The sequence below is a fragment of the Actinorugispora endophytica genome, assembly GCF_004363075.1.
GTDB classification, from domain to species: domain Bacteria; phylum Actinomycetota; class Actinomycetes; order Streptosporangiales; family Streptosporangiaceae; genus Actinorugispora; species Actinorugispora endophytica.
Window position 1 is genome coordinate 62,968 of the sequence record NZ_SNYN01000007.1, and the last position, 26,466, is coordinate 89,433.

The following is a 26,466-nucleotide window of genomic DNA, read 5'->3' on the forward strand; positions in this document are numbered from 1 at the left end:
AGCGCCGCTTCCGCGCGACGGTGTCGAAGAGGGCGGAACCGCTTCCGGTAGATGGGCCATGACCGGGTTCTCCTCCCGTGATCGTCGCAGTGGATGCGCGGGTATCCGCCGGGACCGCTTCGGCCTCTCCGGCGGGCTCCGGCACGCGCTCTTGGGCACTCTACAAGCAACCGCCGTTTCGCTTCCTGCAAGTGACTGATAACAGGGGTTATCAGATAAGCAGTGGCTCTTTCGGCTCCGGGATGTGATTCTCGACGCGTACACCCCCGCTGTCCATCAGTTACCGCGAGCGAGACAGCGACACCCCCGCCCCCACGGCAGACGAGAGAGAGCCCCGCCATGACCATCACCATGCCCACCGCGGCCGTCGAAGGAATCCAGCTCATCGTGACCCCGTTCCGCCCCGACGCGGTGATCGGCACGGTGGGGCTCCCGGCCCTGTTGCAGCTCGTCCCCTCCCCCAAGACCGAGGAGGACAAGCGGGCCCTGAAGTACGCCTCCGGCTCCCTGCGCCGTCACGCCGAGGTGCGCGCCCTGGTGCAGCGGATGCTGAAGTCCACCCAGAAGGGCCGCAACGTCACCTCCTACGCGGCCTACATCGCCGCGGCGGTCAACGGCGAGTACGGTTCCGGGTGGTCCACCCCTCCCATCACGCTCTGGCTGGACGGCCGGCCCGGCGCGATCAGCGACGAGCTGGTGCCCGGCAGCGGCATCCGCACGATCACCGTGCTGCCCGCCTCTCCCGTCGTCGCCATCGACGGCGAAACCCAGGTGGCCGCCTGGCACGAACTGTTCGACGACCCGGAGCGCTTCGGGATCTCGTACGAGAAGCTCAGCGCCATCCGGATCCCGTTCGAGCTGTACTTCGGACTCAGCGTCGAGGACGCGCGGCAGATCTTCTACGACCGCAACGTCGAGGGCGTGCCGGTCGCGAAGAACCTGGCCATGTCCATGGACCAGCGCGACATCGGCACCCGCCTCGCCCACCGCGTCGCCGAGATGGTGAAGGTCGAGCACGACGGGAAGATCATCCCGTTCGCCAAGCTCGTCCAGGCCCGCAAGCGGCAGCTGACCAAGACCGATCCCGAGGTCGTGACCCTCTCCGCGCTGCGGCTGCTGGTGGTCACCGCGCTGTACGGCCGCAGCGGGCTGGGCCAGTCCTCGGCCACGGTGCACGAGGGCGACCTTCCGAACGGCATCAGCGTCGAGCAGGTGAAGCGCGAACTCGCCCCGCTGCTGTCCCAGGTGATCACCCGCCTGTACCCGCACTTCGCGGCGCGCGACGCGGTCTCCGCGCCCGCGGTCCTGGCCGGGCTCGGCGTCGTCGCGCACCAGGCCACCAGCTGGGCGGCCGGCGGCGCCCGGCTCAACGCGGACGACCTGCTGGAGCTGCTGGAGCCGGTCCGCTGGGAGCGCGAGGCCCGCTACTGGGACGGCGTCGCCGCCAGCGCCAACGCCTCCGGAACCCTCAACTTCGGCGGCGGCGCCAAGGACTCCGGCGGCCGCGTCGCCGACGCCCTCCTGCACCCCGACACCGAGTACGGCCGCAAGATCCGCGGCTGGTAGCACCCCGCTTCTCCCGTTCACGGCCGCACACGGCCGACAGACGGCAGCCGTCCGCCGACGCCACCGACCGGCAGCCGTGAGTTCCCCGCCCGGAAGCACCCGAGCGGCATCCCCCAAGGAGCAGCACAAGTGAACGAGACACACGCCCCCGGGCCGGAACCCCGCCCCTGGAACGGCCAGACGCCCCCCACCGGAACCACGGGGCCGTCTTCACCGCCGTTCGGCGGGGCCCCTGCCGCCCAAGCCTTCGAACCAACCGCAAGAACCCTTCCCGCGTGGCTTCTCCCATCACTCACCGGTGCCGTCGGAATCGTCATCGGCGCGGCGGGGTGGGCCCTGGTCTCCTCCTCCTACGCAGTGGGGACGCCCGACACCTTCACCGCCGCTGTCGAAGAATGCGGGCTGGACTACGAGAGCTCCGCCGCGCAGATAGGCGACGAAGGCGCGAGCCTGGCCCTTGACCACCAAGGCGAAGACGACATCAGCGGCCTTTCCCACACCGGACTGCACTGCGTCCTCGGTGCTCTGGACGTTCCTGACAGCGTCACCGCGCAGATGGAGGGAACAACCGCCATGGACGGCCGCCAGTCCGCGTCCTGGGACGGCATCACCGCCTCATGGTCCTACCACCCCGACCGGGGACTCGACGTCGTCTTCTCTCTCGACCAGCAGCGCTAGGGAATCTCCGGCGCGGAGGTGCTTGGGGCTCTGTCAGGACGGGGTTCCCTCGGGGCCTGTCACGGCGGACGACGACGACGGGCGGGGTCGGAGGCCCGCCCGTCCCCGCCGGACGTCCGTGACGCGGCGGTTCGAGGGCCGGTCCCGCCCCCACCCGGAATGATCACGGGCTTTCCGCCCTTCCAAGCCCCGGAACGGGCAGAAAGCCCAAGACCGTCAACGAAACCACCGGTGCCCGAATTCACCCCCACGTCGGAAACCCCATAGCCCCGCTCTCGACCGGGTTGCGGCCGCAGCCCTCTCTTCGGCCGCGACAGCGCAGGTCAGCGAAATACCGGATCAGCGGTCAACCGCCCCGACCGCTTCCCGGGCCCGGGGCTCGGCGCAGAGGGCCGGGATCCGCGTGAGGGCGCCGCGCCGACGCGGCAGAATGCGGGCGTGCCCCTTGACTCCATAGACGCCGTGAACTGGTCGGCGATCCCCAACCCGACGTGGCACCGGTGCGACGACCCGGAGCGTGTCGCACACGCGCTACGACTGCTGGCCGTGTCCACGACCGCCCGCGAGACAGGCGACGCGGCATCCCTCCTCGCCGGGGGCGGCTTCGTCTGCGGCCACGCCGCCATGGTCTTCCCCGCGGCCTACGCTGCCGCCCCGATCCTGCTGGACCTCGTCGAGCACGGCCGGCAGCCGCGCGTCAAGGACGCAGCCCTCGGGCTCCTCTCGAACGCCCTGGACTACTTCCCGCCCGCCGGCCACAACCGGGTGGACACCCCTCACGGCACCGGAGTCCCGCTCTGCTGTGCCATAGCCCGGTGCGTCCGTGATCGCCACCGTGCTCTTCTCGCCCATGGGATCCACGGCAGGCGGCTCCTGGCGGAGGCCGGACTCCACTGGCGACTGGCCATCGAGGAGGCGGAGCTCCGGGCCGACGGCAGCGCGACCGCCATCGCCGTCCTCGAAGGCGCACCGTTCCGGACGCCGGTCGAGGCCGAAGCGCACACCCCGCCCTTCGGGCAGTCTGTGCGCCCCCTCCGGATCGACGCGCTGACGGCCGACGCCTCGGGCGGCGCGTGCATCGAACTCGGGCGGGCACTGCCTGCGGCCGCTCCGGGCTCCACCCTCTACCCGGCCGAGTGCGGCCGCCGCGAGCACTGACCCGGCGCCTTGCCCCGATGCCCCACCGCAACCGCACCGGGGGCAACGGGGAGCAGTGGGGAGCCGCCGACAGGGAGGCCGAGCCCGGCGAAGCCGACGGAACCCGTAAGGTTCCCGCATGGTGACGGCGACTGTTCGCGAGTGGCACGACGAGGAGGGGTGGGGCGTGCTCGACTCACCGGAGACCCCCGGCGGTTGCTGGGGCCACTTCTCCCATATCCAGATGGAAGGCTTCCGCACGCTGTCGCCCGGGCAGCGGGTGGACCTCCGGTGGGAGGCCCCCGGCTTCAAGCAGGACGGGTACGACTACCGGGCGGTGGACATCGTGCCTCGGCCGGCCTGACCTCCACCACCGCCAACGGCGACGGTGGACGGCAGCGGCGACGAGCGGTCCGTGACGGCGCCGCCTCCCCGGCGTCCGGGGCGGGCAGTCGCCAGGAGTCGCGGGTCGAGTCGTTCACGTCGGTGACGCCGCCGCCCGGGTCGAGGAGGCAGGGGGTGTCCCGCGATCGAGTCCGGGCCTCCCTCACCGGGAACCGAAGACGCAGGTCACCGGCGTGGAACCCCCGTCCTCCCCTCCTCCCGAAGCGGACGCCGCTGTCCGGATCCGTGTCGGATCCGACGCGGACAACCGCAGCGAACGAGGTCCCGCTGGCGCATACTGGAGGCGATGACAAAGCCTGCCGCGCTGAAGCGCCATCTGCCCACCAGCCCCTTCAAAGCCCAGGTCATACCGGTTCCCGAGGAACTGGCCGTGGGTGACCAAGTGACGCACGACGTGTACGGCCTCGGCCGGGTGACCGGCATCGAGGACGGGATCGCGGCACTCGTGGATTTCGGCTCGACGCAGGAGCGGATCCTGAGCCCGTACCCCAAGATGACCAAGCTGTAGACCTCTGCGCCCGGTCACGGCACGCCAGGCCCCTCCGGGGGCTTGTTGTCGCGAAAAGGGAGACCTCTCATCGATCCGACCCCGCTGTTCTCCGCTCCGGAAAGGGCGCCCCGCCGCTCTGCCGCAGCGCCGCCGCCTCCGACGACGAACCCCTTCCAGGCCCCGGACTTCGGGGAGGACGAGGCCGCCGTGTCCGAGGACACGCAAGGACACGTCTCCGACATGAGCACGGCCTGACCCGAGACCACCGGCTCCCACCGGTCACGGGTGGTCCGGCGACCGGACACGGGCCTTCCGCCTCCGTCCGCGTTCTCTCCGGAGCCGCGGATCAGCAGGCCTCCGGCGTCCACGGTTGACGTCGACGACGCCGGGCGGGGTCGTACGCCAGCGTCTCCGTCCGGCCGTCGCGCCGGTCAGCGGAGTGACTGCGTTCCGATGACGGACAGCATCTGGAGCTTCTCGTAGCTCTCGCTGCCGGGGACGGCGGTGTAGACCATCAGCGAGTGGGCCTGGCCCGGGTCGACCAGCCGCTGGCAGTTCAGCTCCAGCGCGCCGACCTCGGGGTGGACGAAGTGCTTGACCTCGTGGGGGCGTATCCCGATCTCGTGGTCGTCCCACACCCGCCGGAACTCCTCGTTGCGGGCCAGCAGCAGTTCGGCCAGGTGGGCGGCGCGGGACTGCGGGCCTCGGAGGGTGACGAGCTGGCGCAGCCCCGAGGCGTACATCCGGGACAGGAACGGGTGCTCCTCGGGGGCGTAGATCCGCCGGGCGGCGGGGTCGGTGAACCACCGGTACCCCGCGCTGCGGGCGGGCCCCGTGTACCGCGTCGTGTCCCCGGTGAGCGCGACGCCCATCGGGGACTGCCGCAGGGTCTCGCCGAGCTCGGTGACGATCTCGGCGGGCGTGTCGTCCAGGCGGTCGAGCACACGCAGGAGCCCGGGGCTGATGTGGTCGGTGGACGCGCCCCTGGGGGGCGGGTTGTGGCCGGCGAGGCGGAACAGGTGGTCGCGCTCGTCGAGCGACATGTGCAGCCCCTGGGCGATCGAGGCGAGCATCCGGAGCGACGGCTGGGGGCCGCGCTCCCGCTCCAGGCGGGAGTAGTAGTCGGCCGACATGTGGCACAGCGACGCGACCTCCTCGCGCCGTAGCCCGTTGGTCCTGCGGCGCTGCCCGCGCGGCAGGCCGACGTCCTCTGGTTGCAGTGCCTCACGCCGATTGCGGAGGAACTCCGCCAGCCCCGCGCGATCGATCACAACGCTCCTCATTTCCGGTGCCGCCTCGTCTCCACCGCCTGTCTACCGCCTGCGGTCGGAAGTAGCCACGCCCCGCCGATCCCCCCATCCGGAGCGCAGAGGCGGCCCGGCGAGCCGGGGATCGAGAGGTCCTGGATAGGTCCGCGCCGTCCGCCGAGGATCGATGCCAGGGCCCGACCGGGTCCCGGGGAGGACGGCGCGGACCGAGAGGTCCGGCTCGCCCCGGCGGCGGGAGCGCGGCGGCGGACCCGCCCGGGCGCCGCCCCCGCGGCCGCAACACGAAGGAGCGGAAGAATGCCACGTCGACCCATCGACATCACCGTGCCGGACCTGTCCGGAAAGCGCGCCGTCGTCACCGGCGCGAGCGACGGGATGGGCCTGGGGATGGCCGCGCGGCTGGCCGCCGCGGGCGCCGAGGTGATCATGCCCGTCCGCAACCCGCGCAAGGGCGAGGACGCGATCGCCCGGATCCGGCAGGCGGCACCCGGCGCGAACGTCTCGCTGCGCGGTCTCGACCTGTCCTCCCTCGACTCGGTCGCGGCCCTCGGCGACGCCCTGCGCGAGGAGGGCCGGCCGATCCACATCCTGATCAACAACGCGGGCGTGATGCGGCCGCCGAACCGGCAGACCACGGCCGACGGGTTCGAGCTGCAGTTCGGCACCAACCACCTCGGCCACTTCGCCCTGGTGGGCCGCCTCCTCCCGCTGCTGCGCGCCGGACGGGCACGGGTGACCTCGCAGATCAGCGTCGCCGCGCGCCGTGGTGCCGTCCACTGGGAGGACCTGAACTGGGAGCGCTCCTACCAAGGGATGCGCGCGTACGGCCAGTCCAAGATCGCGTTCGGGCTGTTCGGCCTCGAACTGGACCGCCGCAGCAAGGCCCACGGGTGGGGGATCACCAGCAACCTCTCCCACCCGGGGGTTGCCCCCACGAACCTCCTGGCCGCCCGCCCCGAACTCGGCCGCGGCCAGGACACCCCGCAGATCCGCCTGATCCGCTCGCTCTCGGCCCGGGGGATCCTGCTGGGCACCGCCGAGACGGCGAAGCTGCCCGCGCTGATGGCCGCGACCGACCCCGCCGCCAAGCGCGGCGCGCTCTACGGCCCCAGCGGCCCCGGGAACCTGGGCGGCACCCCGGCCGAGCAGCCGCTGTACCCGCCGCTGCGCGGCGCGGAGGAGGCCGCGCGCGTCTGGCAGGTCTCCGAGGAACTGACCAGGACCTCCTTCCTCGCCGCCTGACCGCCACTCGCACGACCACCGAAGGAGAACCCGCGTGAGCACTGTCGCCACCCGCACGTCGAGACCCCGGAGCCCCTGGTGGGTGGTCGTCGGCGGCGGCACCGCCAACGCCGTCGGCCCCCCGATGTACCTGGCCACCATCGGCCTGTTCGTGCTGCCGATCGTCGAGGAGACCGGCTTCAGCCGCACGACCGTCACCGGGGCGTTCTCGGTCGCGGCGGTCGGGATGGCGATCGGGCTGGTCATCGTCGCGCAGCTCGTGGACCGCTTCGCCGCGCGTCACATCCTCGTGCCGGGGTTCGCGCTGTTCGCGGCCTCGATGGCGCTGATCGGGCTGGTGCCGCCGATCGAGTGGGTCTACCTCGTCCCGTGCTTCTTCGTGGGGTTCTTCGGGGCCGGGACGGCGGTGCCCGCCACCAGGGCGGTGGTGAGCTGGTTCGACAACAACCGCGCCCTCGCCGTCGGAGTGGCGACGGGCCTCATCGGCCTGGGCTCGGCCCTGGCCCCGGTGCTGGCCGGAACGCTCATCGAGAACGTGGGCTGGCGGCAGGCGTACGGCTTCATGGCACTGGTCTCGGTTCTCCTGTCGGTCACGATGGTCACCCTGTTCGTGCGCGCCCGCGCGGAACGGCACGTCCGGGGACGACTCGTCCGGGAGGCCCGGGTGGAGGGCCGCGACGTCAGCCTCGAACTCCCCGGCCTGACGATCCGCGAAGCGGTCCGCACTTGGCGGTTCTGGGGCATCGCGTTCGGGCTGGGTCTGGTCGGGGTCGTCGTCTACGGTCTCCAGGTCCACCTCGTGCCGATGATGACCGACCGCGGGCTGACCAGCGACCAGGCGGGCTTCCTGCTGGTCGTCTTCGGCCTCGCCTCGCTCGTGGGCCGGGTGGCCGGCGGCTTCGTCGTCGACCGCGTGCACGTGTCCGTCATCGGCCCGATCGTGATCCTCGCCCCCATAGCGGGCATGTTCTTCCTGCACCCGCCGTTCAGCGGCGCCGCCGTCGCGGTCGCCTTCATCGGCGTCGCCTTCGGCGTCGAGGGCGACCTGCTCGCCCTGCTCATCAGCCGCTACCTGGGCACCCGCCACTTCGGCCGGATCCTGGGCGTGGTCCAGGCCGCGTTCCTCCTGGGCACCGCGTTCGGGCCGCTGCTCCTCGGGCTGGGGTACGACCTGCTGGGCTCCTACGACCCCGTCATCCCGGTCCTGATGGGCGTCCTCGTCGTCGGCGCGGTCCTCATCGCGACCCTGGGCCGCTACGTCTACCCCGCCGTCAGCGGCTTCGACCGGCTCGCCGCGCGCGACGAACTCGCCGCCTCCGAAGTGCTGAGCGACATCGCCGAGAGCGGCGACACCCACGGCTCGTCGGGCAGGCCGCGGGCCGAGGCCCGCCGCTGACCGCCCCGGGCCGGACCACCACCGGGCCGCCTCAGGTCCGAGGACCACGATCCCGACCCGCCGGCCCAGGCCGGGAAACGCAAGGACACCCCTGCCCCAGACACGCCCTCGTCCTCCAGGGAGACAGCATGACCGAGCAGAGCCGGTGGCCGACGGAACGGGCGGGACGGTCGACCGTTCTGGCCCAGTTCGGCCAGGCCCGGGCCGACCTGATGCAGTGGGCGTTGACCACCGGCGACGTGCTCGCCGACGCGGTCGTCGCCGAGATGCACGAGATCGGGATGAAGCAGGCCAGGCCCGTGCTGGACAAGGGCGTCCGGGAGGGCCTGGCCTCCCTCGTCGATCCGCCTCCGGCGCTGGAGGCGCTGCTGCGGCAGACCGAGAGCGTGCCCGGCTACGTGGACGACTTCCTGCTCGACCAGGGCCCGACGCCGTTCTACACCTCGCCGCTGCCGGTGCACGTCATCGCGCTGAACACGGGTTCGCTGATCCGGGTCTACGGGTCGCCGTCGATCTCCACGGTGCTGACGACGACGGGCCGGCTGGTCGACTCCGCGCAGCGGCGCATCCAGGAGACCGGGGCGTGGCTCACCCGGGTCATGCTGCCCGGCGGCCTCCGGGTCGGGCAGCCCGGCTACGTGGCGACCCTGGAGGTGCGGATGCTGCACGCGCACATGCGCAGACTCGCGCTGGACCGCGGCTACGACAGCTCGGCGCACGGCTGTCCGATCAACCAGGTCGATCTGGGGCGGACCTGGATGGACTTCACCCTGACCGCCTACACGGCCGAAGGGCTTCTCGGGTTCGGGCTGAGCAACCGCGAACTGGCCGACCTGTACCGCTACTGGTGGCACATCGCCCACCTGCTGGGGATCGACGCGCGCCTGGTCGAGGGGATCGCGGGCAACGAGGCCGCCGCGCGCCTCGACGCCGTGTTCCAGACCGTGACCGGACCGGTCACGGAGGACTCCGCCGTGCTGGCGGACGCGACGCTGGCGTCGGTGACCTCCGCGTTGAACCAGATGCTGAAGGCCCCGCGCGGACTGGCCCGGCCGGCGCTGAACGCGATCGCCCGCCGGATCCACGGCGACGGCATGTGCCAGGACCTCCGCATCCCTCCGGCCCCGGTCGCTGACGCGTGGCTGGGGCCGGTGCTGTCCGGGCTCGCGCTGGCGCGCGATCGTCGCCGCCGGGACCCGGGACGATGGCAGGCCGCGATCGACCGGAACCTGGCGGCCGCCCGCGACCTGCTGGCCCGGCCCGACCACCCGACGGCCTACCAGCGCGGCGCCACCGGATCCGACGACTGAGGGACCGGAACCACGCCCGCGAACCCCCTCGGTCCAGCGCCGGGCCGGGCCGGACGATCCCCGGTGCGACGGTCCTGCGAGAACCGCACGCCCTGCGGTCCGCGCGCGGGCGTGCGGAGAGGCCGGCCGCCCCGACAATGCCCGTTCCGCGAGAGCCCTGCCCGGTGATCTTGACGTTATCGTTCCAAAACCCGCGTTTTTGGAACGATAACGTCAAGATCACCGGGCAGGACCCCTGCGGGGGCCTCAGCCGCTATGGGCGACCGGCTCGGGATCGGCGTCGAGCGCGTCGAGCACCGCGTCGCCGTTCGCCACCGCCCACTCGGTCAGCACGTGGATCGGATCGATCAGCGTCGCCCCGAGCTGGGTGAGCTCGTACTCGACACGGGGCGGCGCCTCGGCGTAGGCGTGGCGGCGGGCGAGTCCGTGCGCCTCGAGTCGCCGGAGTGTCTGGGTGAGCATCTTGCGGGAGATGCCGCCGATCAGCTCGATCAGCTCGCCATGGCGCACCGGGCCCTTGCTGAGGCCGTAGAGCACGACCACCGTCCACTTGTCGGCGATGAGTTCGACCGCCAGACGCGCCGGACAGTCGGCCAGAAAGGGATCACCGGAACCGAAACCGCTCATGGCGCCAAAGGTACCTGCCGGTTCCTATCGGAAACCTAGCCTGGGTTCTCTCCCCTCCCCCTCAAGGAATCCAGGAGAGTCATGCGCGTCATCACCCAGCAGACGTTCGGCGGTCCCGAGGTTCTCACCATCGTGGACGTGCCCGAACCCCGGCCCCTCCCGACCGAGGTCCCCGTTCGCGTCAAGGCGATCGGGCTGAACCCGCTGGAGGCGCTCCTGCGCGCCGGCGAGTTCCCGCTGATCGGCCGGCCGCCGTTCGTTCTCGGCTGGGACATCAGCGGCGTGGTCGAGGAGGCGCCGCAGACATGGCGGTTCAGGCCCGGCGACGAGGTGTTCGGGATGCCGCTGTTCCCGCGGGCGGCGAGCGCGTACGCCGAGGTCGTGTCGGCGCCGGCGTTGCACCTGGCACGCAAGCCGGCGTCGCTCTCGCACGTCGAGGCGTCGGCGCTGCCGACCGTCGGGCTGACGGCGTGGCAGGGCCTCGTCGACCTCGGCGGCGTGACCGAGGGCGACCGCGTCCTGGTCCACGGTGGTGGTGGCGGGGTCGGCCACGTCGCGATCCAGATCGCGAAAGCGCTCGGCGCGCACGTGATCGCGACCGCCAGCGGGAGCAAGCGGAAGTTCGTCGAGGGGTTCGGCGCCGACGAGGTGATCGACTACACGGCGGTCGACTTCACCGAGGCGGTCCGCGACATCGACGTCGTACTCGACACGATCGGCGGCGACACCGTCGAGCGGTCGCTCGAAGTGCTCCGCCCAGGCGGTCACCTGGTGACGGCGGTCGCTATGAGGGATTCGGTGCTCGCCGCCAAGTACGAGGCGGCCGACATCCGTTTCAGCGGCATCGCGGTCGACCCTGATCCGGTCGCTCTGCGAGGTCTCGTCGACCTCGTCGAACAGGGCAGGCTCCGGGTCCATGTGCAGGAGACGTTCCCGTTCGAACGCGTCGCCGACGCGCACCGGCTACTCGACGACGGTCATCTCCAGGGCAAGCTCGTCCTCACCGTCTGATCCCGTCATGGGGTCTCACGTGAGTGAGGCCCCATTGATGAACGGCTGCTGACTCCCCGCCTGTGGCGCCCCGGCAAGAGTTGATGACCTGCGCTCTCATCTGCTACCGCTGCTTCGCCAAAGTTCGACCGTCGGGTCCGCGTAGCCGACACTCTTGATGACGCTACGACCCCGACATCCCATCATGAACCAACAGACCTTGGCGTTAACGCCCTTGAATGTCCGTTTCGAGGACACTAGGGAACCTCCGGAGCGGGGGTGGTCCTTGTACCGCCCCCCGGAATGATCATGGGCTTTCCGCCCTTCCCGGCCCCGAAACGGGCAGAAAGCCCAAGACCGTTAACGGAACCCTCACGCAACGGACATCATGGGCGCGGCCCCGACCCTCACCCGCCGTCGCTGCCCGCCGTAACAGGTCCCGAGTAGACCCTGCTCCGACAGAGCCCGAATCACCCCCACCCCGGGGACTCTCTAGCGTCAAGATCATCGGGTAGGACCCCTGTGGGAACCACGAACCGCCCCTTCCACACCGTCCTGGCCCGGTCCAGGGCGGTGGTGGTCGAATCTCCGATAAACCCGGCGCGAAACAGATCGACACGCCCGACAACGCGCACTCGGGGCAGGCCATCACACCTGACTCCGACACACGCCTCAGCCAGGCCATCCAGCCGGTCGGATCGGCCTTATTTCCAGAATCCCCCACTTGTCGCGAAAAAGGCTTGCATTCTTTCCCTGGACTCTTTCAACATCCACCCCCTCGGCAATCACATACCCCTTCCCATCCCCCCACGAGACGGGATATTTTCTAAGCAGGCCACCAGAACCACCCCAGGGAGACGGAACATCCACCACAAGTTCCTTCAGCGCTTGGGAAATAAAGAATTCGGAAACCCCGAAAAAGGCAACCCTGATTGATTCATCATACCCTCCCCATTCCGCATAGGAACTCAGAAGAAGAGCATGACGTCTGGGCGTATAGTAGCTGACCGTAAATTTTCGACCCGAGAAATCCAGGTTTTCAGGTCTCATAATCACTCACCAGCACATCGGACAACCCATCCCGGGAGAGCGCCTCCTCAAACGTCTCGCCAGGGGAAAGTGACTTTCTCCTCATGCTCAAACCGAGTACGAAACCACTGAAATTCCCACTCTCCAAAGAAAACCCCCTTTTTTCTGTCGGGGAGCTGTCGGCCAACTGTGGAAACTTGGCCGACAGCTCCCCGACAGAGGCCCTGCCGACCCGCAGGCCGCTCAACCAGTCCGTGGACATCAAGGCGACGCCGACACCATTGAAGAAAAGAATCTCGCGCTTCCCGGAGGCGGGCTGCACTCCAACGATGATCATGATCGAGAAAGATGCGTTCCACGCCCTCAGGCGAAACTTCCAACTCTTGTCGAAGCAAGCGGAACTTTCTTCCAAATTCCCTACAATCCAGAGAATTCAACCTTACCGAAAAAGCCTTAGTTGATCTGGGAACGTACTACCAACCGCCCCACTGTCGAATCCCTTTGACTCCCCTTCGACAAAGGAACCTCCTTACAATTACCAAGCCAAGAGCCGGGCTGCAGTGGCGAATTTGTCGAGTTCGAGTTAAACGTGTTGACAGTGTCCTGATTGAAAAACTTGGCGGCGACCAAAATCAGTGAAGGCTGATTTTGTATTGATTCCGAACGCGGTCATCCCCGACAGTGCACTACGGGCTTTTCACCCTGCTTCGAACAGTTACGGGATACCCAGCGCAGCAAGTTTGGCAAGTGCCCGATCGTGAGAGTCCGCATTGGCGGGGTTCAGAACCAGCAATCGCGATAAAGTTCTCATCCCTTCACTCTTCAGAAGATGAAAAAATTCTTCCTCCTTGACAGAAGAAGCAGAAATCACTCCACCTCGCAATGATTTGACCTCGAATTTCAGCCACCCCCTCTCTTTTCGTACAAGCGTCACCGAAATCGGCTGGTCAGGGAAATCCATACTCCCCTCCCCCTTGAACCCGACAGCCATATCAACAAGGCCCCACCAGATAAACTCCACATCATCCCAGAGGTTTTTGTCAAGTACCACCTTTCCCTCTAGGACAAGTTCAACAGCGCCTTCCAGATACGCCTTTTTTTCCTTCTCTGCCTCCACGGAGAAAATATCGACAAAATCACCCTTCCCCGTAAGAATATAGGTTGACATCTTCGACCCTCTTACCACCTTTGCCTCCAAGGCAGGCTCCACCGCGAAAGCACGAACGGTTTCGGAGCCTCATATACGCGTGCACGTACGGCTCCCGGCCCCGCCAGGTCCGCACGGAAGGCCGGGGGTCCGAGTGCCTCCGAGCGCACACAGGCGAAAGGACCGCTTCCGAGAGGGAAGCGGTCCTTTCGCCGCAGGCTTCCCTGCTGCGTCCGGGCGCAGGTGTCCGTCACCGACGCCGTTCCTGCGGGCGGCCCGGGTCGCGCCGCGCGAACGGCGGACGCCATCAGCAGGTCCTGCCGTGAACCGGGCCGCGCACCGTTGCCGACGAGTCCGGCGAAACGCCCGACAGGCCCCGGCGTCAACTGCCGTACGACGTCACCATCAGCGCCATCACCGCCACCAGGCACACCGTGAGCAGGAAACCGACGATCCAGGCCGTCGCGAGCCGGTCGGGCTTGACCATGGTTCCGGGGTTCTGCTGCCGGGCGATGTAGTCCTTGACCACCCGGCCCCGGATCGGGAAGAGGGCGACCGGGATGGAGGCGATCGTGACGCTGTACAGGAACAGGATCGTCGGCGCCGGTTCGGGCCGGAGCAGGTTCACCGCCAGGACGACGGAGAGGATCACGGGGGTCAGGACGTAGAACGCCCGTCTCCCTCTCCTCCACTGCTGATCCATCGTGCTCCGCAGTTCGTCCGGGACCTTCAACCCGATGGGCAGCGCCAGCACGCCGGCCATGAAGAACACCGTCGCCGCGACCGCGATCAGCCACCAACCGGACTCGGGAATCGAAAACAGCATATTCCTCGTCTTTCACCTCTGGAGCAGGTGATCACCCTAGCCGGACCAACGGACAGACCGGCCCGGCCCTCCGTCCGGAGTTCCCCACTTTCCGCGGAAGAGGCTCCCGCCTTCTGCACAGGCCATTCCGACATCAACCTCCCGGGCAGTGGCGTCCCCTTCCCGTGCGCCTATGGGACTGGGGAGTCGCCAAGCGCCCATCGGAGGAATCCCGAGACGACGCGGCCCCACCGCGACTCCCCTGAAAACCCGGGAAAGGGCTCGTTCGGAGTGGCGAGCGGTACCGCGTCCGGCCCACCAGCACACCCTTCCGCTTCGACCGCCAGGCGGCGGCCCGCGATTCTCCCATCGGCCGCCACCAGCACCAAAAGGCTCCAGAGCCGCCTGTGGCGGAAAAACAGATCATCCACTTTGGGGAGCACAACCCGACTGGAAGGGAGTAGCTTCGGCTACTGGAAATCCCCGGAAACCGGACCGGAGTCCACGGTTCTCAGACATTCCCGGGGAACACGGCTCCGCCCGTAACCCCGTTGTCCCCCAACGACTCAGCGGGTTTCGGAACCAAGCACGATGCTCCTTCCGAGACGGCTTCTTCCACCGCCCTCCGGTGGCCGTCAGGGTCGTTATCGGAGGGGCGGCCTCGCTCTCCTCCGCCGGTGAACCCGGACGTCCCCCGATCTTCCAGGAGCCCCCCATCCTTCATCACTACAACTCCCCGCCGAACTGGCCGACTCCGCCCGAGGGCTGGACTCCGCCGCCGGACTGGCGCCCCGATCCCGCGTGGGGGCCCGCGCCCCCGGGATGGCGGTTCTGGCTCCCCGCCGGACCGGACCGGGCCCCGTACCCGGCCCCCGCCGACACCACCGGGCCGGGCCGCTTCCACCCCCCGCACCAGCCCCTCCCCGGCAACGGCTCCGCTCCCCACCCCCCGCCGCCACCTGCGGCGGCCGCTCCCCCTCTCCCCGGCTCCGGGCATGTCGACACCGAGATCGGCCTGTTCGGCGCGCGCGGCAGAGCCAAGGAGCTGGCCCGTGAGGTGAACCGGCTCTCCGACGAGAACGCCCGGCTGCACGCGGACCTGGACCGGCTCGGCGGACTGGAGGTGGTCGAACTGGAGCAGCGCAAGCAGCGCCTGACCGAGGAGATCGAGTCCGCACGCACGGCGCGGGAGTCCGAGCGGCAGCGCGCGCACGCCGAACACCAGGCCCGGAAGGCCAGGGAGACCACCGAACTCGACGCGGTGACCGCTCGGCTCGCCGTGCTCCAGCAGCGGGTCGTCGTCACTGAGGACCTGCTGATCCTGCAGGAGGCGGGCGTCTACGAGTACACCCACCCCCTCGACGACTCGGTGGCCTACAAGGCCGAACTCGCCAAGCTCAGGGACCGGGCCAAGGCGATGACCCGTAAGGACGGCGGTGCGGTCCAGGCCACCACCTCGTTCACGATGAACGGCTCCGCCGCCCAGGGCCGCACGATGGTCGGGGAGTTCTCCAAACTGCTGCTGCGCGCCTACAACAACGAGGCCGACAACCTCGTGCGCGGCATGAAGCCGTACAAGCTCGACACCGCCAAGGACCGTTTGGACAAGTCGCGCGCCACGATCGAGAAGCTCGGACGGTCCATGGACATCCGGATCTCCGCCCAGTACCACCGGCTCCGGGTGAGGGAACTCGAACTGACCGCCGACCACCTCAACAAGGTCGCCGAGGAGAAGGAGCGCGACCGCGAGGAGAAGGCCCGGCTGCGCGAGGAGAAGCAGGCGCAGGCCGAACTCGAACGGGAGAAGGCGCGCCTGGACAAGGAGCGGCGCCACTACGAGAACGCGCTCGCCGCCCTGCGCGCCAAGGGCGACGTCGAGGGCGCCTCCCGCATGGAGACCCAACTCGACGACATCGCCCAGGCCATCGACAACGTCGACTACCGGGCCGCCAACGTCCGCGCCGGATACGTGTACGTCATCTCCAACCTCGGCTCCTTCGGCGAGCAGGTGGTCAAGGTCGGCATGACCCGCCGCCTGGAGCCGATGGACCGCGTGCGCGAGCTCAGCGACGCCTCGGTGCCCTTCAACTTCGACGTGCACGCCATCCACTTCTCCGACGACGCCGTCGGTGTCGAGGCCGAGATGCACCGGCGCCTGGCCGACAAGCGCGTCAACCGGGTCAACCACCGCCGCGAGTTCTTCCACGCCACCCCCGCCGAAGTCCGCGAACTCCTCGCCGGCGTCGCCGGGGACCTCCTGGAGTACAACGAGACCCCCGAGGCCCTGGAATACCGCCAGAGCCGCAACGAGACCGAATCCGGCACCGCGACAACCGAATAGCGGCGCGTCCACTCACGGGCACGGTTCCGCGTCGCGTCGCGGACGGTCCGGTATCCCGTTTCGGCGAAAGGGCCGAGGGGTGCCGTACGCTCGGCACGGGTATCGGGTGGTTTCCCGTTGCCGGCCGTCGCGAGGGGGCGAGAGACGTGAAGAGGTTCCTGCTGGTCGGGATCGTGTTCCACGGCGTGCTGGCCGTCGTCTGCGTGGCGATGGTGCGGGCCGGTCATCCGAGCGGCGAGGGGGTCGTGTGGGTCACCGCGTTCGGGTTCCTCGTGTTCTGCGTTCACGTGCTGCGGGAGTTCCTGCGCCGACGCGCCGCCTCCCGGTCATGACCGGGGGCGGGCCGGGCCGTAGCGGGCCGTAGCGGGAACCACCCGCCGCCGGCGCCCTCCGCTCCTCCCTGCTCGCGCGCGGGCCGGCCCCCGTTCACTTCTCGTACCGGAAGCGGCGGAGCCTCCCCTCGTACTCCTCACCGGCCTCCCGCACCCGGTCGGTCTCCTCGTCGAAGACCTCCCTGAACCGGTTCTCCTCCTCCTTCAGGTCCTTCAGGAACTCCTCGTGCAGCAGGGTGACGGTCTCCTTCACGTCCGCGTACCACCGGTCGGTCTCCTGCCGGGCGCGCCGCAGCGCCTCCGCCGACTTCCTTCCGGCCTCCTCCCACGGGATCTCGGCGCAGCCGAGGTTCCGGGAGAGGAACTCCTGGTTGATCCCGACGAGGACCGCCGCCGCCGCGAGCGGGTCGTTCCGCCGGAGCTCCCGGGACGCCCGGGCGAGGTCCTTCTCCGCCTGGTCCAGCACGCTTCCGGGGAAGACGCCGCGCCGCCCCCGGAGCGGAAGCCGCCGGCGGAGCCTCCGCCGGTCCTCGACCAGGGCGGCGGTCCCCGCCAGCAGCGTGTTCGCCACCTCCCGGGTCTCCGGAAGGTTGCGGGGGTCCGGGATCGCGTCGATGCGCCCGGCCGCGCTGACCCAGTAGGAGTCCCCCCTCCTCACGACGAACGCGTTGAACTGGTCCCGGTGCTCCCTGATCCGCCTCCGCGCCTCCGCGTCGACCTCTTCGAGGCGTCCCTTCGCGTTCTCCAGCTCCTGCTTCCGGGACTGGACGAAGAAGTACGATCCGAGCGCGGCCCCCGCCACCTTGCCGCCGACCGCGCCCGCCGGTCCGAGCAGCGCCATCCCGACCACCGCGCCGACCGCGCCCGCCCCCAGTTGGAGGGCGCCCTTGCCCACCGCGTCGCCCAGGAGGGCCTCGTAGTCGAGGCGCCCCTGGACCGCCGCCTCCCACTTGTTCACCAGCGTGACCGCGATCCCCCCGAAGGGCAGGTGCAGGTCGAGGCCGAGGTCGAAGTCGGGGAGGTCCAGGTACTCGTGCAGGTCGAACCGCTCGATGATCGCGTTCTCGGTCATCGGCACGGCCAGTTCCGGCAGGCCGAGGGCGAACCCCGCGGGGAGGAGGACGTTCCCGGGGTGCTCCCTGCGGGTGTTCCGGTACCGGTCGGGGGCGATCCGGACGCCGAGCGCGTACTTGAGGCCGTCGGCGGCGCGGACGGCGTCCGCGTGGACGTCGCGGCACTCCCCGAGATTGGCGTCGGTGGTGCCCAGCGGGACCGCCCCGGCCATTCCCGCGTCCCGGACGGCCGCGATTCCCAGCAGCGCCTCGCGCTGCCACGGGAAGAGGAAGAGCCTCCTCCCCAGCCCGCGCTCTCGCAGTTCCCGCCTGATGGCGGGCAGCTCCGGATCCAACCGGAACACCACCGCGTTGGCGCCGATATGCCCGAGAAGGAAGAGCAGGAGAATTCCACCCAGCACAAGGGGGTGATTCGCCCATCCGGACAGTTTCACCGCGTTGGTGAAGAAATTGCCGACCACAGCGGAGGCGAGAGCCAGGACAATGACCGCCGTGCTCCAGAAGACGAACGTGCCGGGCTTGTAGCTGCGACTTTCCCTGTCCATCCGGCCTCCACGTCCTTCACCCGCGCGACGCGGATTCGAGAGCGGTCATCGAGTGTTCGCCAGACTACGTCCCTTCCCGACAATAATCCTGGCGAAAAAAGATGAAATACGGAAATGGACGCCGAGCCTGATGGCCGGATGGCAGTCGGACGGAAAGCCTTTGAATTCTCTCAGTGGCGAAATCAATGCGGAAAGTAGTCGAATCGACTGGGTGCGGGGTGATCCGGGCGGAGTCCGTTCAGGGCTCGTGGCGATCACGGGCTTTCTGCCTTTTCGGGCCCCGAAACGGGCAGAAGGCTCAAAATCATCGATCAGGGCCCCAGTGATGACCGCGCGGCCGGGTCCGACGGCCCCTCCCCACTCTCCCGGCTCCCGCCGGGTGGAAGGGCGGGAACGCGGTCCCGGTCTCCCCTTTGGAGAACCGGTTTGCGCGGCACGGCGCCCCTCCGCGACGATTGACCCGGTCTTAACGCCACAAACCGGGAGGTATTCCCCCATGGACGTCACCGTCCTCTCCACTGCCGGCACGCTGCGCGGGCGGGAGCGTGACGGCGTCGCCTCCTTCCTGGGCGTCCCCTACGCGGCCCCGCCGTTCGGACCGCGCCGGATGCGCCCCCCGCAGCCCCCGGAGCCGTGGACCGGCGTCCGCGACGCGCTCGCCCCGGGGGAGACCGCCCCGCAGGCCGGCTACCTTCCCGCGATGTCCGCGCTGCTCGGCCAGGCGGCGAACCCCGGCGAGGACTGCCTGAACCTCAACGTGTGGACCCCCGCCCCCGGCCGCACCGGCGGGCGGCTGCCCGTCATGGTCTGGATCCACGGCGGCGCCTTCCGCAACGGGGCCGGCTCGCTCCCCGTCTACGACGGCGCCCGCCTGGCCTCCGACGGCGTCGTGTGCGTCACCCTCAACTACCGCCTGGGCGCCGAGGGCTTCCTCCTGCTGCCCGACGGCACCGCCAACCTCGGCCTGCTGGACCAGGTCGCCGCCCTGGAGTGGGTCCGCGACAACATCGCCGCGTTCGGGGGCGACCCCGACAACGTCACCCTCTTCGGGGAGTCCGCCGGGGCCATGAGCATCACCGCCCTCATGGCCATGCCGCGCGCGAACGGGCTCTTCCGCCGCGCCGTCACCCAGAGCGGCGCCGGGCACCACAGCCACCCCGAGGACGTCGCCCGCCGCGTCACCGAGCGCCTGGCCGCCCTCGCCGGGGTCGAGCCCACGACCGAGGCGCTGGCCGCCGCGCCGCCGGAGCGCCTCATCGCCGCCGACACCGCCCTCGGCCAGGAGATGGCCGCCGCCACCGACCCCGCGCTGTGGGGAGAGTCCACCGGCGGCGGCACCACCGTTCTGCCGGTCGTCGACGGCGACGTCCTTCCCGGCCGCCCGGTCGACGCGATCGCGGCCGGGGCCTCCCGCGGCGTCGACCTGCTCACGGGGACCAACACCGACGAGTTCCGGCTCTTCCTCGTCCCCCTGGGGATCTCCGCCTTCATCACCGAGAACTTCCTGAACGGCTTCCTCTCCGCGTTCGGCCTCGACCCCGCGCACGCCCTCGCCGCCTACCGGGCGACCCGTCCGGACGCCGCCCCGGGCGACCTGTTCTCCGCCGTGCTCAGCGACCACGCGTACCGCCTCCCGGCGATCCGCCTGGCCGAGGCCCGCGCCGCGCACGGCGCGGACACCCACGTCTACGAGTTCGCCTGGCCCTCGCCCGCTCTGGACGGGGCCCTGGGCTCGTGCCACACGACCGAGATCGGCTTCGTCTTCGGCAACCTCTCCACCCCCCTCCTGGGGGAGGACCCGCCCCGGGAGCTGTCCGACCAGATGCGCGCCGCCTGGACCGCCTTCGCCCGCGACGGCCGCCCCGGTCCGGCCGGCGGCCTGCTGCCCGACTGGCCGGCCTACGGGGACCGCCGCTCCGTCATGCGACTGGGAGACCGCGTCCCCGTGGTGCGGGAGGACCCGGCCTCGCGGGAGCGGCTGCTGTGGGAGGGCGTCCGCTGACGCCGGGCCCACCGGCAGATCCCCGGGAAAAGCCGCCACCCGTTCTCGCGACCTGGTGTAATAGCCGCTGTTCGGGACATTAGTGGTGGAGGGCGACCGGACTTCCGGAGCCGCGTCGCGGGACCGGTCCGCGCGCCCCGCGGCCGACGACTGGGGGGCATCGGCGGTGACTACGGCGATCGTGGACCGGCTGCAACCGGGAGACCACGTCTGCTGGGCTTTTCACGACGACGAGGAACGGCTGCGGACGACACTGCGGTTCGTCGCCGGGGGGATCACCACCGGCGAGAAGGTGCTGTGCCTCACCGAGGACCCGACCCCGGAGGCGCTGCGGGCCGTGCTGGAGGCGCGCGGGGTCGACGTCACCGCCGCGGTCGCCCGCGGCCAGGTGCGGTTCCGCGACGCGCGGGGGTCGTCCCCGGACACCGGGGTGTTCGACCCCGTGTCGATGCTGGACGACTGGCGGAGGGAGCTGGGGCGGGCCCGCGCGGAGGGCTACGCGAGTCTGCGTGCGATCACCGACATGGCGTGGCTGGCCCGGCCGGTTTCGGTGACCGGGATACGGCGGCTGGCCTGGTACGAGGCCCAGGCCAACCGGATGTTCGCCGACGGCTACGCCACCGTGGTGTGCCTGTACGACCGGCGGCTGTTCACCGCCGGCGACCTCAGGGGCATCGCGTCCGCGCACCCGGGCACCGCCTTCACACCGGGCGACGAGAGCTGGCGGCCGCAGCTGCGCATCCTGCGCACCGACGACCCGCTCGGGCTGCGCCTGGTCGGCGCGTCCGACCTGTCCACCCGCGAAGCCCTGACCGCCGTGCTGGCCGGGGCCGCCGAGGACCTGCCCGGCTGCGGCGCGCCGCTGACCGTGGACGTGACGGGGCTGACCTTCGCCGACGCCGCCGCCGTGCACGCGCTGGTGCGGACCGCGCAGACGGCCTCGGCCGGACTCCGGATCGTCGGCGCGTCCTCGCTCATGGCGAAACTGATCCACCTCGCCGGTGGCTGCGACACCCGGGGGATGACCGTGGAGACGACCGCCGACGGCCCTTCCCCCTCGACCGCCAGGGAGCACACCGTATGAGCCCTACCGAGCTCACCACCGACCGGGACGGCGGGGCCGCCCCGTTCGAGCATCTCGGGCTGCTGTACCGCACGGCGGCGGACTACCTGACCGGAACCGTGCCGTTCGTGCGGACCGCGCTGTCCGCCGGCGACCCGGTGCTGGTCGCCGCCCCGAAGGCCAACCTCGACCTCGTCCGCTCCGCACTGGGATCCGACGCGCGGCGGGTCGGCTTCGCCGACATGACCGTGGCGGGACGCAACCCCGGCCGCATCCTGCCCGGCGTCCTGCTCGACTTCGCCGACTCCCACCCCGAACGGCGGGTGTCCATCATCGGCGAACCCGTCTGGCCCGGCCGCACCGACATCGAGTACCCGGCCTGCGTCATCCACGAGGCCCTCATCAACACCGTGTTCGCCGGGCGCGACGCGGCGATCCTGTGCCCCTACGACGCGCAGCGCCTCTCCCCCCGGGCCCTCGCCGACGCCCACCGCACCCACCCGGTCATGGAGCACCTCGGGACGCGCCGCCCCAGCGACGCCTACGCCGACCCGCTGGACGTGGCCGCCGGCTTCAACCAGCCCCTTCCCGCTCCGCCCCCGGAAACCGCCACCGCCGCCTACCGGGGGCAGGCCTCGCTCACCGACGTGCGCCGCTTCGTCACCCAGCAGGCCGAGGCCGCGGGGCTGGCCGCCGACAGAACCGCCGAACTCACCGTCGCCGTCAACGAACTGGTCTCCAACACCATCGAGCACACGACCGGGGGCGGCAGCGTGGCCGCCTGGAGCGAGCGGGACACGTTCGTCTGCCAGGTCGAGGACACCGGGCACCTGGCCGACCCGCTCATCGGCCGCCTCCGGCCCGCCGGCGGCGCGTCGCGCGGCCGCGGCCTGGTGTTCGTCAACCACCTGTGCGACCTGGTCCGCATCCACACCCGGCCCGGGAGGACGGCGATCCGGCTGCACGTCCTCCTGTCGGCTTCCGGGCCCTGAGTGCCGGGCCGCCGGCCCGTGTCCCGCGCACCCGGCGCCTTTTCGCGCGTCCGCCGTGTCCCGGCGCCCTTCCCGGGTAGAAGGGCTGGTCCATCGACACGTTCGGAGGTCCTGTCATGGCGGGTAACCGATCCCCGATGTCCTCGGACGTCACGCGAAGCCCGGCCCGGATCGCGGCCGGGGCCGTCGGCGCGGTGTTCCTTCTCGTCGGAATCCTCGGGTTCGTCCCCGGTATCACCACCGGGTACGACACGATGGCGTTCGCCGGGCACCACTCGGAGGCGAAACTGCTCGGCCTGTTCCAGGTGTCGGTCCTGCACAACATCGTGCACCTGCTGTTCGGCGTCGCCGGTATCGCGGCGGCGGTGGCGAACGCGGCGACCGCGCGCCTGTACCTGCTCGTAGGCGGCGTGGTCTACCTGGTGCTGTGGCTGTACGGACTGGTCATCGATCATGACACCGCGGCGAACTTCGTCCCGCTCAACACCGCCGACAACTGGCTGCACCTTCTCCTGGGCCTCGGGATGATCGCGCTGTGGTTCATTGTCCGGCCCGGCCGCGGCGGCCGCCCCTGACGGCCGCCGCCCGTTCCGCGCGCCGCCGGTCCCTCGGCGGCCTCAGCCGCGCGCGCTCTTCGGGGGCAGCGTGGACAGGGTCACGGCCAGGACCCCCAGCAGCGCCAACGCGCCCGCCGGGGCGAGCGCGGCCCACGGCGCGCGTTCCACGTAGCCCATGCCCTCCGCCAGGACCAGCCCCCATTCGGGGGTGGGCGGCCGCGCGCCCAGGCCGAGGAAGCTCAGCGAGGCCAGGGCCAGCGCGATCCCCGACAGCCGCACCATGGCGTGCCGCGCGACGGAGGGCACGACGTTGGGCAGCACCTGGGTGCGGTAGATCCACCAGGTGGAGGCGCCCAGGGTGCGCGCCGACTCGACGTAGCCGGTGGCCATCTGCTCGCGCACCAGCGCAGCGGTGTGCGCGGCCAGCGGCGCCCAGGAGGTGATCGACACGGCGACGGCCGCGCCGAAGGCGCTGGGGCCCAGGGCCGCCGCGGTGACGAGCCCGGCGATGATCGGCGGCATCGCGTTGACGACCTCCACCGGGCCCCGGCTCAGCGCGGGCAGCAGTCCCAGGAGCAGGCCCGCGACGAGGACGACGGCGGTGACCGCCGCGGCGGTCGCGATGGTGCGGGCCGCGCCGTGGCCGACCCTGGCCAGGACGTCGCGGCCCAACGCGTCCGCGCCGAAGGGCAGGTCCCAGGAGGGTGCGGCAAGGCGCATGGACGTGTCCACGGCCTCGGGGTCGCGCAGCAGCCCGGCGACGATCACGGCTCCCAGCACGACGGCCACGGCCGCCGGAACGGCGGTGCGCGGTCCGCGGCGGCCCGGCGGGGGCGGCGGCGCTCCGGTGAGCGCGGCCCCGCGCAGCGCCGGACCGATCATCAGGAACTGGACCGCCTCCGCCAGACCGCCCGCGACGGCGCCGACCAGCAGCAGTGCCAGCACGTACGCCTGCAGTACGGGCAGGTCCTGGGAGATGGCCGCGCCCACGGCCGCGCGGCCGACCCCGGGGACGGCGAACAGGGTCTCCACGGTGACCGCGCCGCCGACGAGGGCCACCACGACGAGCGCGAACTGCGGAAGCAGCGCGGGCAGCGCGCGGGTGAGGCCGCCCCGGGCCATCACGCGGCGGCGGAACCGGAACGCCCGCCACGTCTGGCCCCACTGCTCGCCGAAGGCCCCCGCCAGCGCGTCGTCGACCAGGCGGGCCAGCAGCCCTCCGGCGGGGACGCCCATGGCCAGGGCCGGCAGCACCATGTTGGCGGGGCCGTCCCAACCGTAGGGCGGCAGCCAGCCCAGCCAGACCGCGACGACCACGAGCAGGACGGAGCCGATCAGGAACTCGGGGACGGCGGTGAGGAACGCGGCGGTGAAGCCGGTCCCGGCGCGGCCCCGGCCCAGCGCCCCGGCGCGCAGGGCGGGCAGGACCAGCAGGGCGGCCAGCGTCAGCGCGACGGCCAGGGCGCCGCTCATCAGGGTGAGCGAGACGCCGAGGTCCGCCCAGAGCCCGGCCGCGATGGGGCGGCCCGACACCCAGGAGGTGCCGAGGTCGCCGCGCGACAGCCCTCCCAGCCAGCGGGTGAACAGGGCGAGGGCCCCGTCGTCGAGGCCGAGCCGGTCCCGGACGGCGTCCAGCGCCTCGGGGGAGATCTCGCGCTCGGCGGAACCGGCGCGCAGGATCGTGAGCGCGGGGTCGCGCCCCGACCACCAGGGCATCGTCCCCAGGGCGAACAGCAGGAGGGCGACCGCCCCGACCCGGCCGACCGCGACGGTCAGCCAGTCGGGCGGCCGGAGCCCGTGGAGGCCCGCGCCCGGAGGACGCCTCCGGGGCGCCTCCGGGCGGACCTTCGGTCGTTCGGACGCGGGCTCCGGTCCGCCGGAGGCGTCCCGCCCGGCTGACCGGGCGGTGTCGGCCCCGCGGCTCCGAAACGATCCGGGGAGCACGGTCTAGTCCCCGGCGGTGGTTTCGAGGCCCACGAGGAGGCGCTCCCGCGGATCGAAGAACGCGCCCGTCACGCCGGGGGCGTTGCCCTGGATGACGCGCTCGTGCAGCATGGGGACGGCCGCGCCGGTCTCCAGGATCGCGCGCTCGGCCTCCAGGATCATGTCCCGGCGCTCGTCGAGGTCGGCCTCGGCGGCGGCGTCCTCCAGCAGCCCGTCCACCTCCGGGTCGCACAGGCCGGAGATGTTGAATCCCCCTTCGCAGGAGAAGTCGCTGACCAGGTAGGCGACGGGGTCGCCGGAGTCGAGGACGGTGGCGCGGGACAGGACGAACAGGTCGAACGCGCCGTCGAGGGCGTCGGCCTCGATCTGGGAGTACTCGCGGATCTCCAGCTGGACGTCGAACCCGGCCCCCTCCAGCTGCTGCTCCAGGACGGCGGCGACCTCGGGGAGCTCCGCCCGGTCGCTGAAGGTGCCCAGGGTCAGCTTCTCGCCGTCGGGGTCGGCCGCCTCGGCGGCGTACTCGGGGGCGGTGCGCCGGTCGGCCCAGGGCAGGGCCGGGCCCAGCAGTCCGGCGGCCTGGTCGGCGCGGTCCTCGTAGATGTCGGACACCAGCGGCTCGGCGTCGACCGCCTCCCGCACGGCGGCGCGCAGTCCGGGGTCGGCGAGCGGGCCGCCGTCGCGGGTGTTGACGTAGAGGGTGTTGGTGCGCGGCATCGGCACCTCCTCGAAGGTGCCCTCCTCCAGCAGCGCGGTCTGCGACGGCGGGATCGCCTCGACGATGTCGGCCTCACCGGTGCGCAGGGCGGCGGCGCGGGCCGTTCCGTCGGGGACGAAGGACACGTCGATGCCGGAGGCCGCGGCGGTGCCGTCCCAGTAGTCCTCGTAGCGGTCCAGGGTGGCGCTGTCGCCGCCGTTGAGCGCGACCAGCTCGAAGGGGCCGGTCCCCCTGCCGGTGGGGTCCACGGCCTGGCCGCCGTAGGCGTCGGGGGCGAGGATGCTCAGCTGCGGGCTGGACAGGCGCTGGGGCAGCAGCGGGTCGCCGGAGTCGCTGCGGATGACGACGGTGTCCTCCCCCTCCGCGCTGATCCGCCACTCCACGCCGTCGAGGATGCGCGGCTTGGGTTCGGCCTCGGTCGCGGCGGTCAGCGCGGTGACGACCGCGTCGGTGGTCAGGGGGGTCCCGTCGTGGAAGGTGACGCCCTCGCGAAGGGTGAAGTGCCAGGTCGTGTCGTCGACGCGGTCCCATCCTGTGGCCAGCATGGGCTGGGGGTCGCCCGGCTCGTCGAGCTGGACGAGCGTCTCGGCGATGCCGAGCCTGGACAGCTTGAACGCGTCGTCGGTGAAGGGGTTGAGCGCGGAGCGGGGCGGCAGCAGCATCGCGACGGCGATCCGGTCGTCGGCGTCCGCGCCGTCGGGTGCGCCGGACCCGCTGAAGCAGCCCGACGAGGACAGGACGGCCAGCGCGACGGCAGCGGCCGAGACCGCCCGGAGACGACGGGCTGGGGGGTGGGAGCGCATGGGGATCCT

24 protein-coding genes are annotated in these 26,466 nt (G+C 71.0%); 15 read left to right on the forward strand and 9 right to left on the reverse strand.

Features of this window, described 5'->3' with window-relative positions:
• Positions 1 to 339: 339 nt before the first annotated feature.
• From EV190_RS11855 to EV190_RS24065, 5 genes are all read left to right on the forward strand, one after another.
• Complete coding sequence (locus EV190_RS11855; RefSeq protein WP_133741586.1) at positions 340 to 1,566, forward strand: DNA sulfur modification protein DndB; 1,227 nt, start codon at positions 340 to 342, stop codon at positions 1,564 to 1,566.
• 357 nt (positions 1,567 to 1,923) lie between these two features.
• Positions 1,924 to 2,244, forward strand: a complete 321-nt coding sequence (locus EV190_RS11860) for a hypothetical protein (protein ID WP_133741587.1) — start codon at positions 1,924 to 1,926, stop codon at positions 2,242 to 2,244.
• Positions 2,245 to 2,682: 438 nt separating this feature from the next.
• Entirely contained in the window at positions 2,683 to 3,402 is a 720-nt protein-coding gene (locus EV190_RS11865) for a hypothetical protein (RefSeq protein WP_133741588.1), read from the forward strand.
• Between the two features lie 121 nt (positions 3,403 to 3,523).
• On the forward strand, positions 3,524 to 3,745 hold the full coding sequence (locus EV190_RS11870; RefSeq protein WP_208113155.1) for a cold shock domain-containing protein: 222 nt from the start codon (positions 3,524 to 3,526) through the stop codon (positions 3,743 to 3,745).
• Positions 3,746 to 4,156: 411 nt separating this feature from the next.
• A complete protein-coding gene (locus tag EV190_RS24065; RefSeq protein WP_243742521.1) occupies positions 4,157 to 4,294 on the forward strand; it encodes a hypothetical protein in 138 nt (45 codons plus the stop codon).
• 413 nt (positions 4,295 to 4,707) lie between these two features.
• Here EV190_RS24065 and EV190_RS11885 read toward each other — a convergent pair whose 3' ends face one another.
• Positions 4,708 to 5,547 carry a helix-turn-helix transcriptional regulator gene (locus EV190_RS11885; protein WP_133741592.1) on the reverse strand — a complete coding sequence of 280 codons (840 nt, stop codon included), beginning with the start codon at positions 5,545 to 5,547 and terminating at the stop codon, positions 4,708 to 4,710.
• Between the two features lie 294 nt (positions 5,548 to 5,841).
• On the opposite strand from EV190_RS11885, the gene EV190_RS11890 reads away from it, so the two are divergent.
• The 3 genes from EV190_RS11890 (at position 5,842) to EV190_RS11900 (ending at position 9,492) form a co-directional block, all read left to right on the forward strand.
• Positions 5,842 to 6,786, forward strand: coding sequence for an SDR family oxidoreductase (locus EV190_RS11890; RefSeq protein WP_133741593.1), 945 nt, complete (start codon positions 5,842 to 5,844; stop codon positions 6,784 to 6,786).
• Between the two features lie 34 nt (positions 6,787 to 6,820).
• Positions 6,821 to 8,182 carry an MFS transporter gene (locus EV190_RS11895; protein ID WP_243742522.1) on the forward strand — a complete coding sequence of 454 codons (1,362 nt, stop codon included), beginning with the start codon at positions 6,821 to 6,823 and terminating at the stop codon, positions 8,180 to 8,182.
• 128 nt (positions 8,183 to 8,310) lie between these two features.
• Positions 8,311 to 9,492: an oxygenase MpaB family protein gene (locus EV190_RS11900; RefSeq protein ID WP_133741594.1), complete on the forward strand. Its 1,182-nt coding sequence runs from the start codon at positions 8,311 to 8,313 to the stop codon at positions 9,490 to 9,492.
• Positions 9,493 to 9,738: 246 nt separating this feature from the next.
• On the opposite strand, the gene EV190_RS11905 is transcribed toward EV190_RS11900, so the two are convergent.
• Positions 9,739 to 10,119: a winged helix-turn-helix transcriptional regulator gene (locus tag EV190_RS11905; protein WP_133741595.1), complete on the reverse strand. Its 381-nt coding sequence runs from the start codon at positions 10,117 to 10,119 to the stop codon at positions 9,739 to 9,741.
• Between the two features lie 81 nt (positions 10,120 to 10,200).
• On the opposite strand from EV190_RS11905, the gene EV190_RS11910 reads away from it, so the two are divergent.
• A complete protein-coding gene (locus EV190_RS11910; RefSeq protein ID WP_133741596.1) occupies positions 10,201 to 11,130 on the forward strand; it encodes an NADP-dependent oxidoreductase in 930 nt (309 codons plus the stop codon).
• Positions 11,131 to 11,781: 651 nt separating this feature from the next.
• On the opposite strand, the gene EV190_RS11915 is transcribed toward EV190_RS11910, so the two are convergent.
• The 4 genes from EV190_RS11915 to EV190_RS11930 all read right to left on the reverse strand — a co-directional run bounded on the left by EV190_RS11915 (position 11,782) and on the right by EV190_RS11930 (position 14,111).
• Entirely contained in the window at positions 11,782 to 12,159 is a 378-nt protein-coding gene (locus tag EV190_RS11915; protein ID WP_133741597.1) for a hypothetical protein, read from the reverse strand.
• Complete coding sequence (locus EV190_RS11920) at positions 12,149 to 12,475, reverse strand: hypothetical protein (RefSeq protein ID WP_133741598.1); 327 nt, start codon at positions 12,473 to 12,475, stop codon at positions 12,149 to 12,151. The genes EV190_RS11915 and EV190_RS11920 overlap by 11 nt, the downstream gene beginning before the upstream one ends.
• Positions 12,476 to 12,853: 378 nt before the next feature.
• Positions 12,854 to 13,336, reverse strand: a complete 483-nt coding sequence (locus EV190_RS11925; RefSeq protein ID WP_243742523.1) for a hypothetical protein — start codon at positions 13,334 to 13,336, stop codon at positions 12,854 to 12,856.
• Between the two features lie 331 nt (positions 13,337 to 13,667).
• Positions 13,668 to 14,111 (reverse strand): hypothetical protein, encoded by a 444-nt coding sequence (locus EV190_RS11930; RefSeq protein ID WP_133741599.1) that lies wholly within the window; start codon positions 14,109 to 14,111, stop codon positions 13,668 to 13,670.
• 607 nt (positions 14,112 to 14,718) lie between these two features.
• On the opposite strand from EV190_RS11930, the gene EV190_RS11935 reads away from it, so the two are divergent.
• Both EV190_RS11935 and EV190_RS11940 read left to right on the forward strand, forming a co-directional pair.
• Positions 14,719 to 16,431, forward strand: coding sequence for a DUF4041 domain-containing protein (locus EV190_RS11935; protein WP_243742524.1), 1,713 nt, complete (start codon positions 14,719 to 14,721; stop codon positions 16,429 to 16,431).
• Positions 16,432 to 16,577: 146 nt separating this feature from the next.
• On the forward strand, positions 16,578 to 16,763 hold the full coding sequence (locus EV190_RS11940; RefSeq protein ID WP_133741601.1) for a hypothetical protein: 186 nt from the start codon (positions 16,578 to 16,580) through the stop codon (positions 16,761 to 16,763).
• Between the two features lie 94 nt (positions 16,764 to 16,857).
• On the opposite strand, the gene EV190_RS11945 is transcribed toward EV190_RS11940, so the two are convergent.
• Positions 16,858 to 18,381: a hypothetical protein gene (locus EV190_RS11945; protein WP_133741602.1), complete on the reverse strand. Its 1,524-nt coding sequence runs from the start codon at positions 18,379 to 18,381 to the stop codon at positions 16,858 to 16,860.
• Positions 18,382 to 18,877: 496 nt separating this feature from the next.
• On the opposite strand from EV190_RS11945, the gene EV190_RS11950 reads away from it, so the two are divergent.
• The 4 genes from EV190_RS11950 to EV190_RS11965 all read left to right on the forward strand — a co-directional run bounded on the left by EV190_RS11950 (position 18,878) and on the right by EV190_RS11965 (position 23,013).
• Positions 18,878 to 20,383, forward strand: a complete 1,506-nt coding sequence (locus EV190_RS11950) for a carboxylesterase/lipase family protein (RefSeq protein WP_133741603.1) — start codon at positions 18,878 to 18,880, stop codon at positions 20,381 to 20,383.
• 166 nt (positions 20,384 to 20,549) lie between these two features.
• The gene (locus EV190_RS11955; protein WP_133741604.1) at positions 20,550 to 21,467 is read left to right on the forward strand and encodes an MEDS domain-containing protein; all 918 of its coding nucleotides are present in this window, start codon (positions 20,550 to 20,552) and stop codon (positions 21,465 to 21,467) included.
• Complete coding sequence (locus tag EV190_RS11960; RefSeq protein WP_133741605.1) at positions 21,464 to 22,438, forward strand: sensor histidine kinase; 975 nt, start codon at positions 21,464 to 21,466, stop codon at positions 22,436 to 22,438. The genes EV190_RS11955 and EV190_RS11960 overlap by 4 nt, the downstream gene beginning before the upstream one ends.
• 116 nt (positions 22,439 to 22,554) lie before the next feature.
• Complete coding sequence (locus EV190_RS11965; RefSeq protein WP_243742525.1) at positions 22,555 to 23,013, forward strand: DUF4383 domain-containing protein; 459 nt, start codon at positions 22,555 to 22,557, stop codon at positions 23,011 to 23,013.
• A 42-nt stretch (positions 23,014 to 23,055) separates the two neighbouring features.
• Here the strand turns inward: EV190_RS11965 and EV190_RS11970 are convergent, their stop codons facing one another.
• Complete coding sequence (locus EV190_RS11970) at positions 23,056 to 24,939, reverse strand: ABC transporter permease subunit (RefSeq protein ID WP_208113156.1); 1,884 nt, start codon at positions 24,937 to 24,939, stop codon at positions 23,056 to 23,058.
• Between the two features lie 3 nt (positions 24,940 to 24,942).
• Complete coding sequence (locus tag EV190_RS11975; protein WP_133741606.1) at positions 24,943 to 26,457, reverse strand: ABC transporter substrate-binding protein; 1,515 nt, start codon at positions 26,455 to 26,457, stop codon at positions 24,943 to 24,945.
• Positions 26,458 to 26,466 lie beyond the last annotated feature (9 nt).

Excerpts from the sequence above, each read along its gene's own strand:
- EV190_RS11930 (WP_133741599.1), bottom strand. The coding sequence starts at position 14,111 with ATGCTGTTTTCGATTCCCGAGTCCGGTTGGTGGCTGATCGCGGTCGCG.
- EV190_RS11975 (WP_133741606.1), bottom strand. The coding sequence starts at position 26,457 with ATGCGCTCCCACCCCCCAGCCCGTCGTCTCCGGGCGGTCTCGGCCGCT.
- EV190_RS11960 (WP_133741605.1), top strand. The coding sequence starts at position 21,464 with ATGAGCCCTACCGAGCTCACCACCGACCGGGACGGCGGGGCCGCCCCG.
- EV190_RS11945 (WP_133741602.1), bottom strand. The coding sequence starts at position 18,381 with ATGGACAGGGAAAGTCGCAGCTACAAGCCCGGCACGTTCGTCTTCTGG.
- EV190_RS11920 (WP_133741598.1), bottom strand. The coding sequence starts at position 12,475 with ATGATCATCGTTGGAGTGCAGCCCGCCTCCGGGAAGCGCGAGATTCTT.
- EV190_RS11965 (WP_243742525.1), top strand. The coding sequence starts at position 22,555 with ATGGCGGGTAACCGATCCCCGATGTCCTCGGACGTCACGCGAAGCCCG.
- EV190_RS11915 (WP_133741597.1), bottom strand. The coding sequence starts at position 12,159 with ATGAGACCTGAAAACCTGGATTTCTCGGGTCGAAAATTTACGGTCAGC.
- EV190_RS11905 (WP_133741595.1), bottom strand. The coding sequence starts at position 10,119 with ATGAGCGGTTTCGGTTCCGGTGATCCCTTTCTGGCCGACTGTCCGGCG.
- EV190_RS11910 (WP_133741596.1), top strand. The coding sequence starts at position 10,201 with ATGCGCGTCATCACCCAGCAGACGTTCGGCGGTCCCGAGGTTCTCACC.
- EV190_RS11950 (WP_133741603.1), top strand. The coding sequence starts at position 18,878 with ATGGACGTCACCGTCCTCTCCACTGCCGGCACGCTGCGCGGGCGGGAG.
- EV190_RS11890 (WP_133741593.1), top strand. The coding sequence starts at position 5,842 with ATGCCACGTCGACCCATCGACATCACCGTGCCGGACCTGTCCGGAAAG.
- EV190_RS11855 (WP_133741586.1), top strand. The coding sequence starts at position 340 with ATGACCATCACCATGCCCACCGCGGCCGTCGAAGGAATCCAGCTCATC.
- EV190_RS11900 (WP_133741594.1), top strand. The coding sequence starts at position 8,311 with ATGACCGAGCAGAGCCGGTGGCCGACGGAACGGGCGGGACGGTCGACC.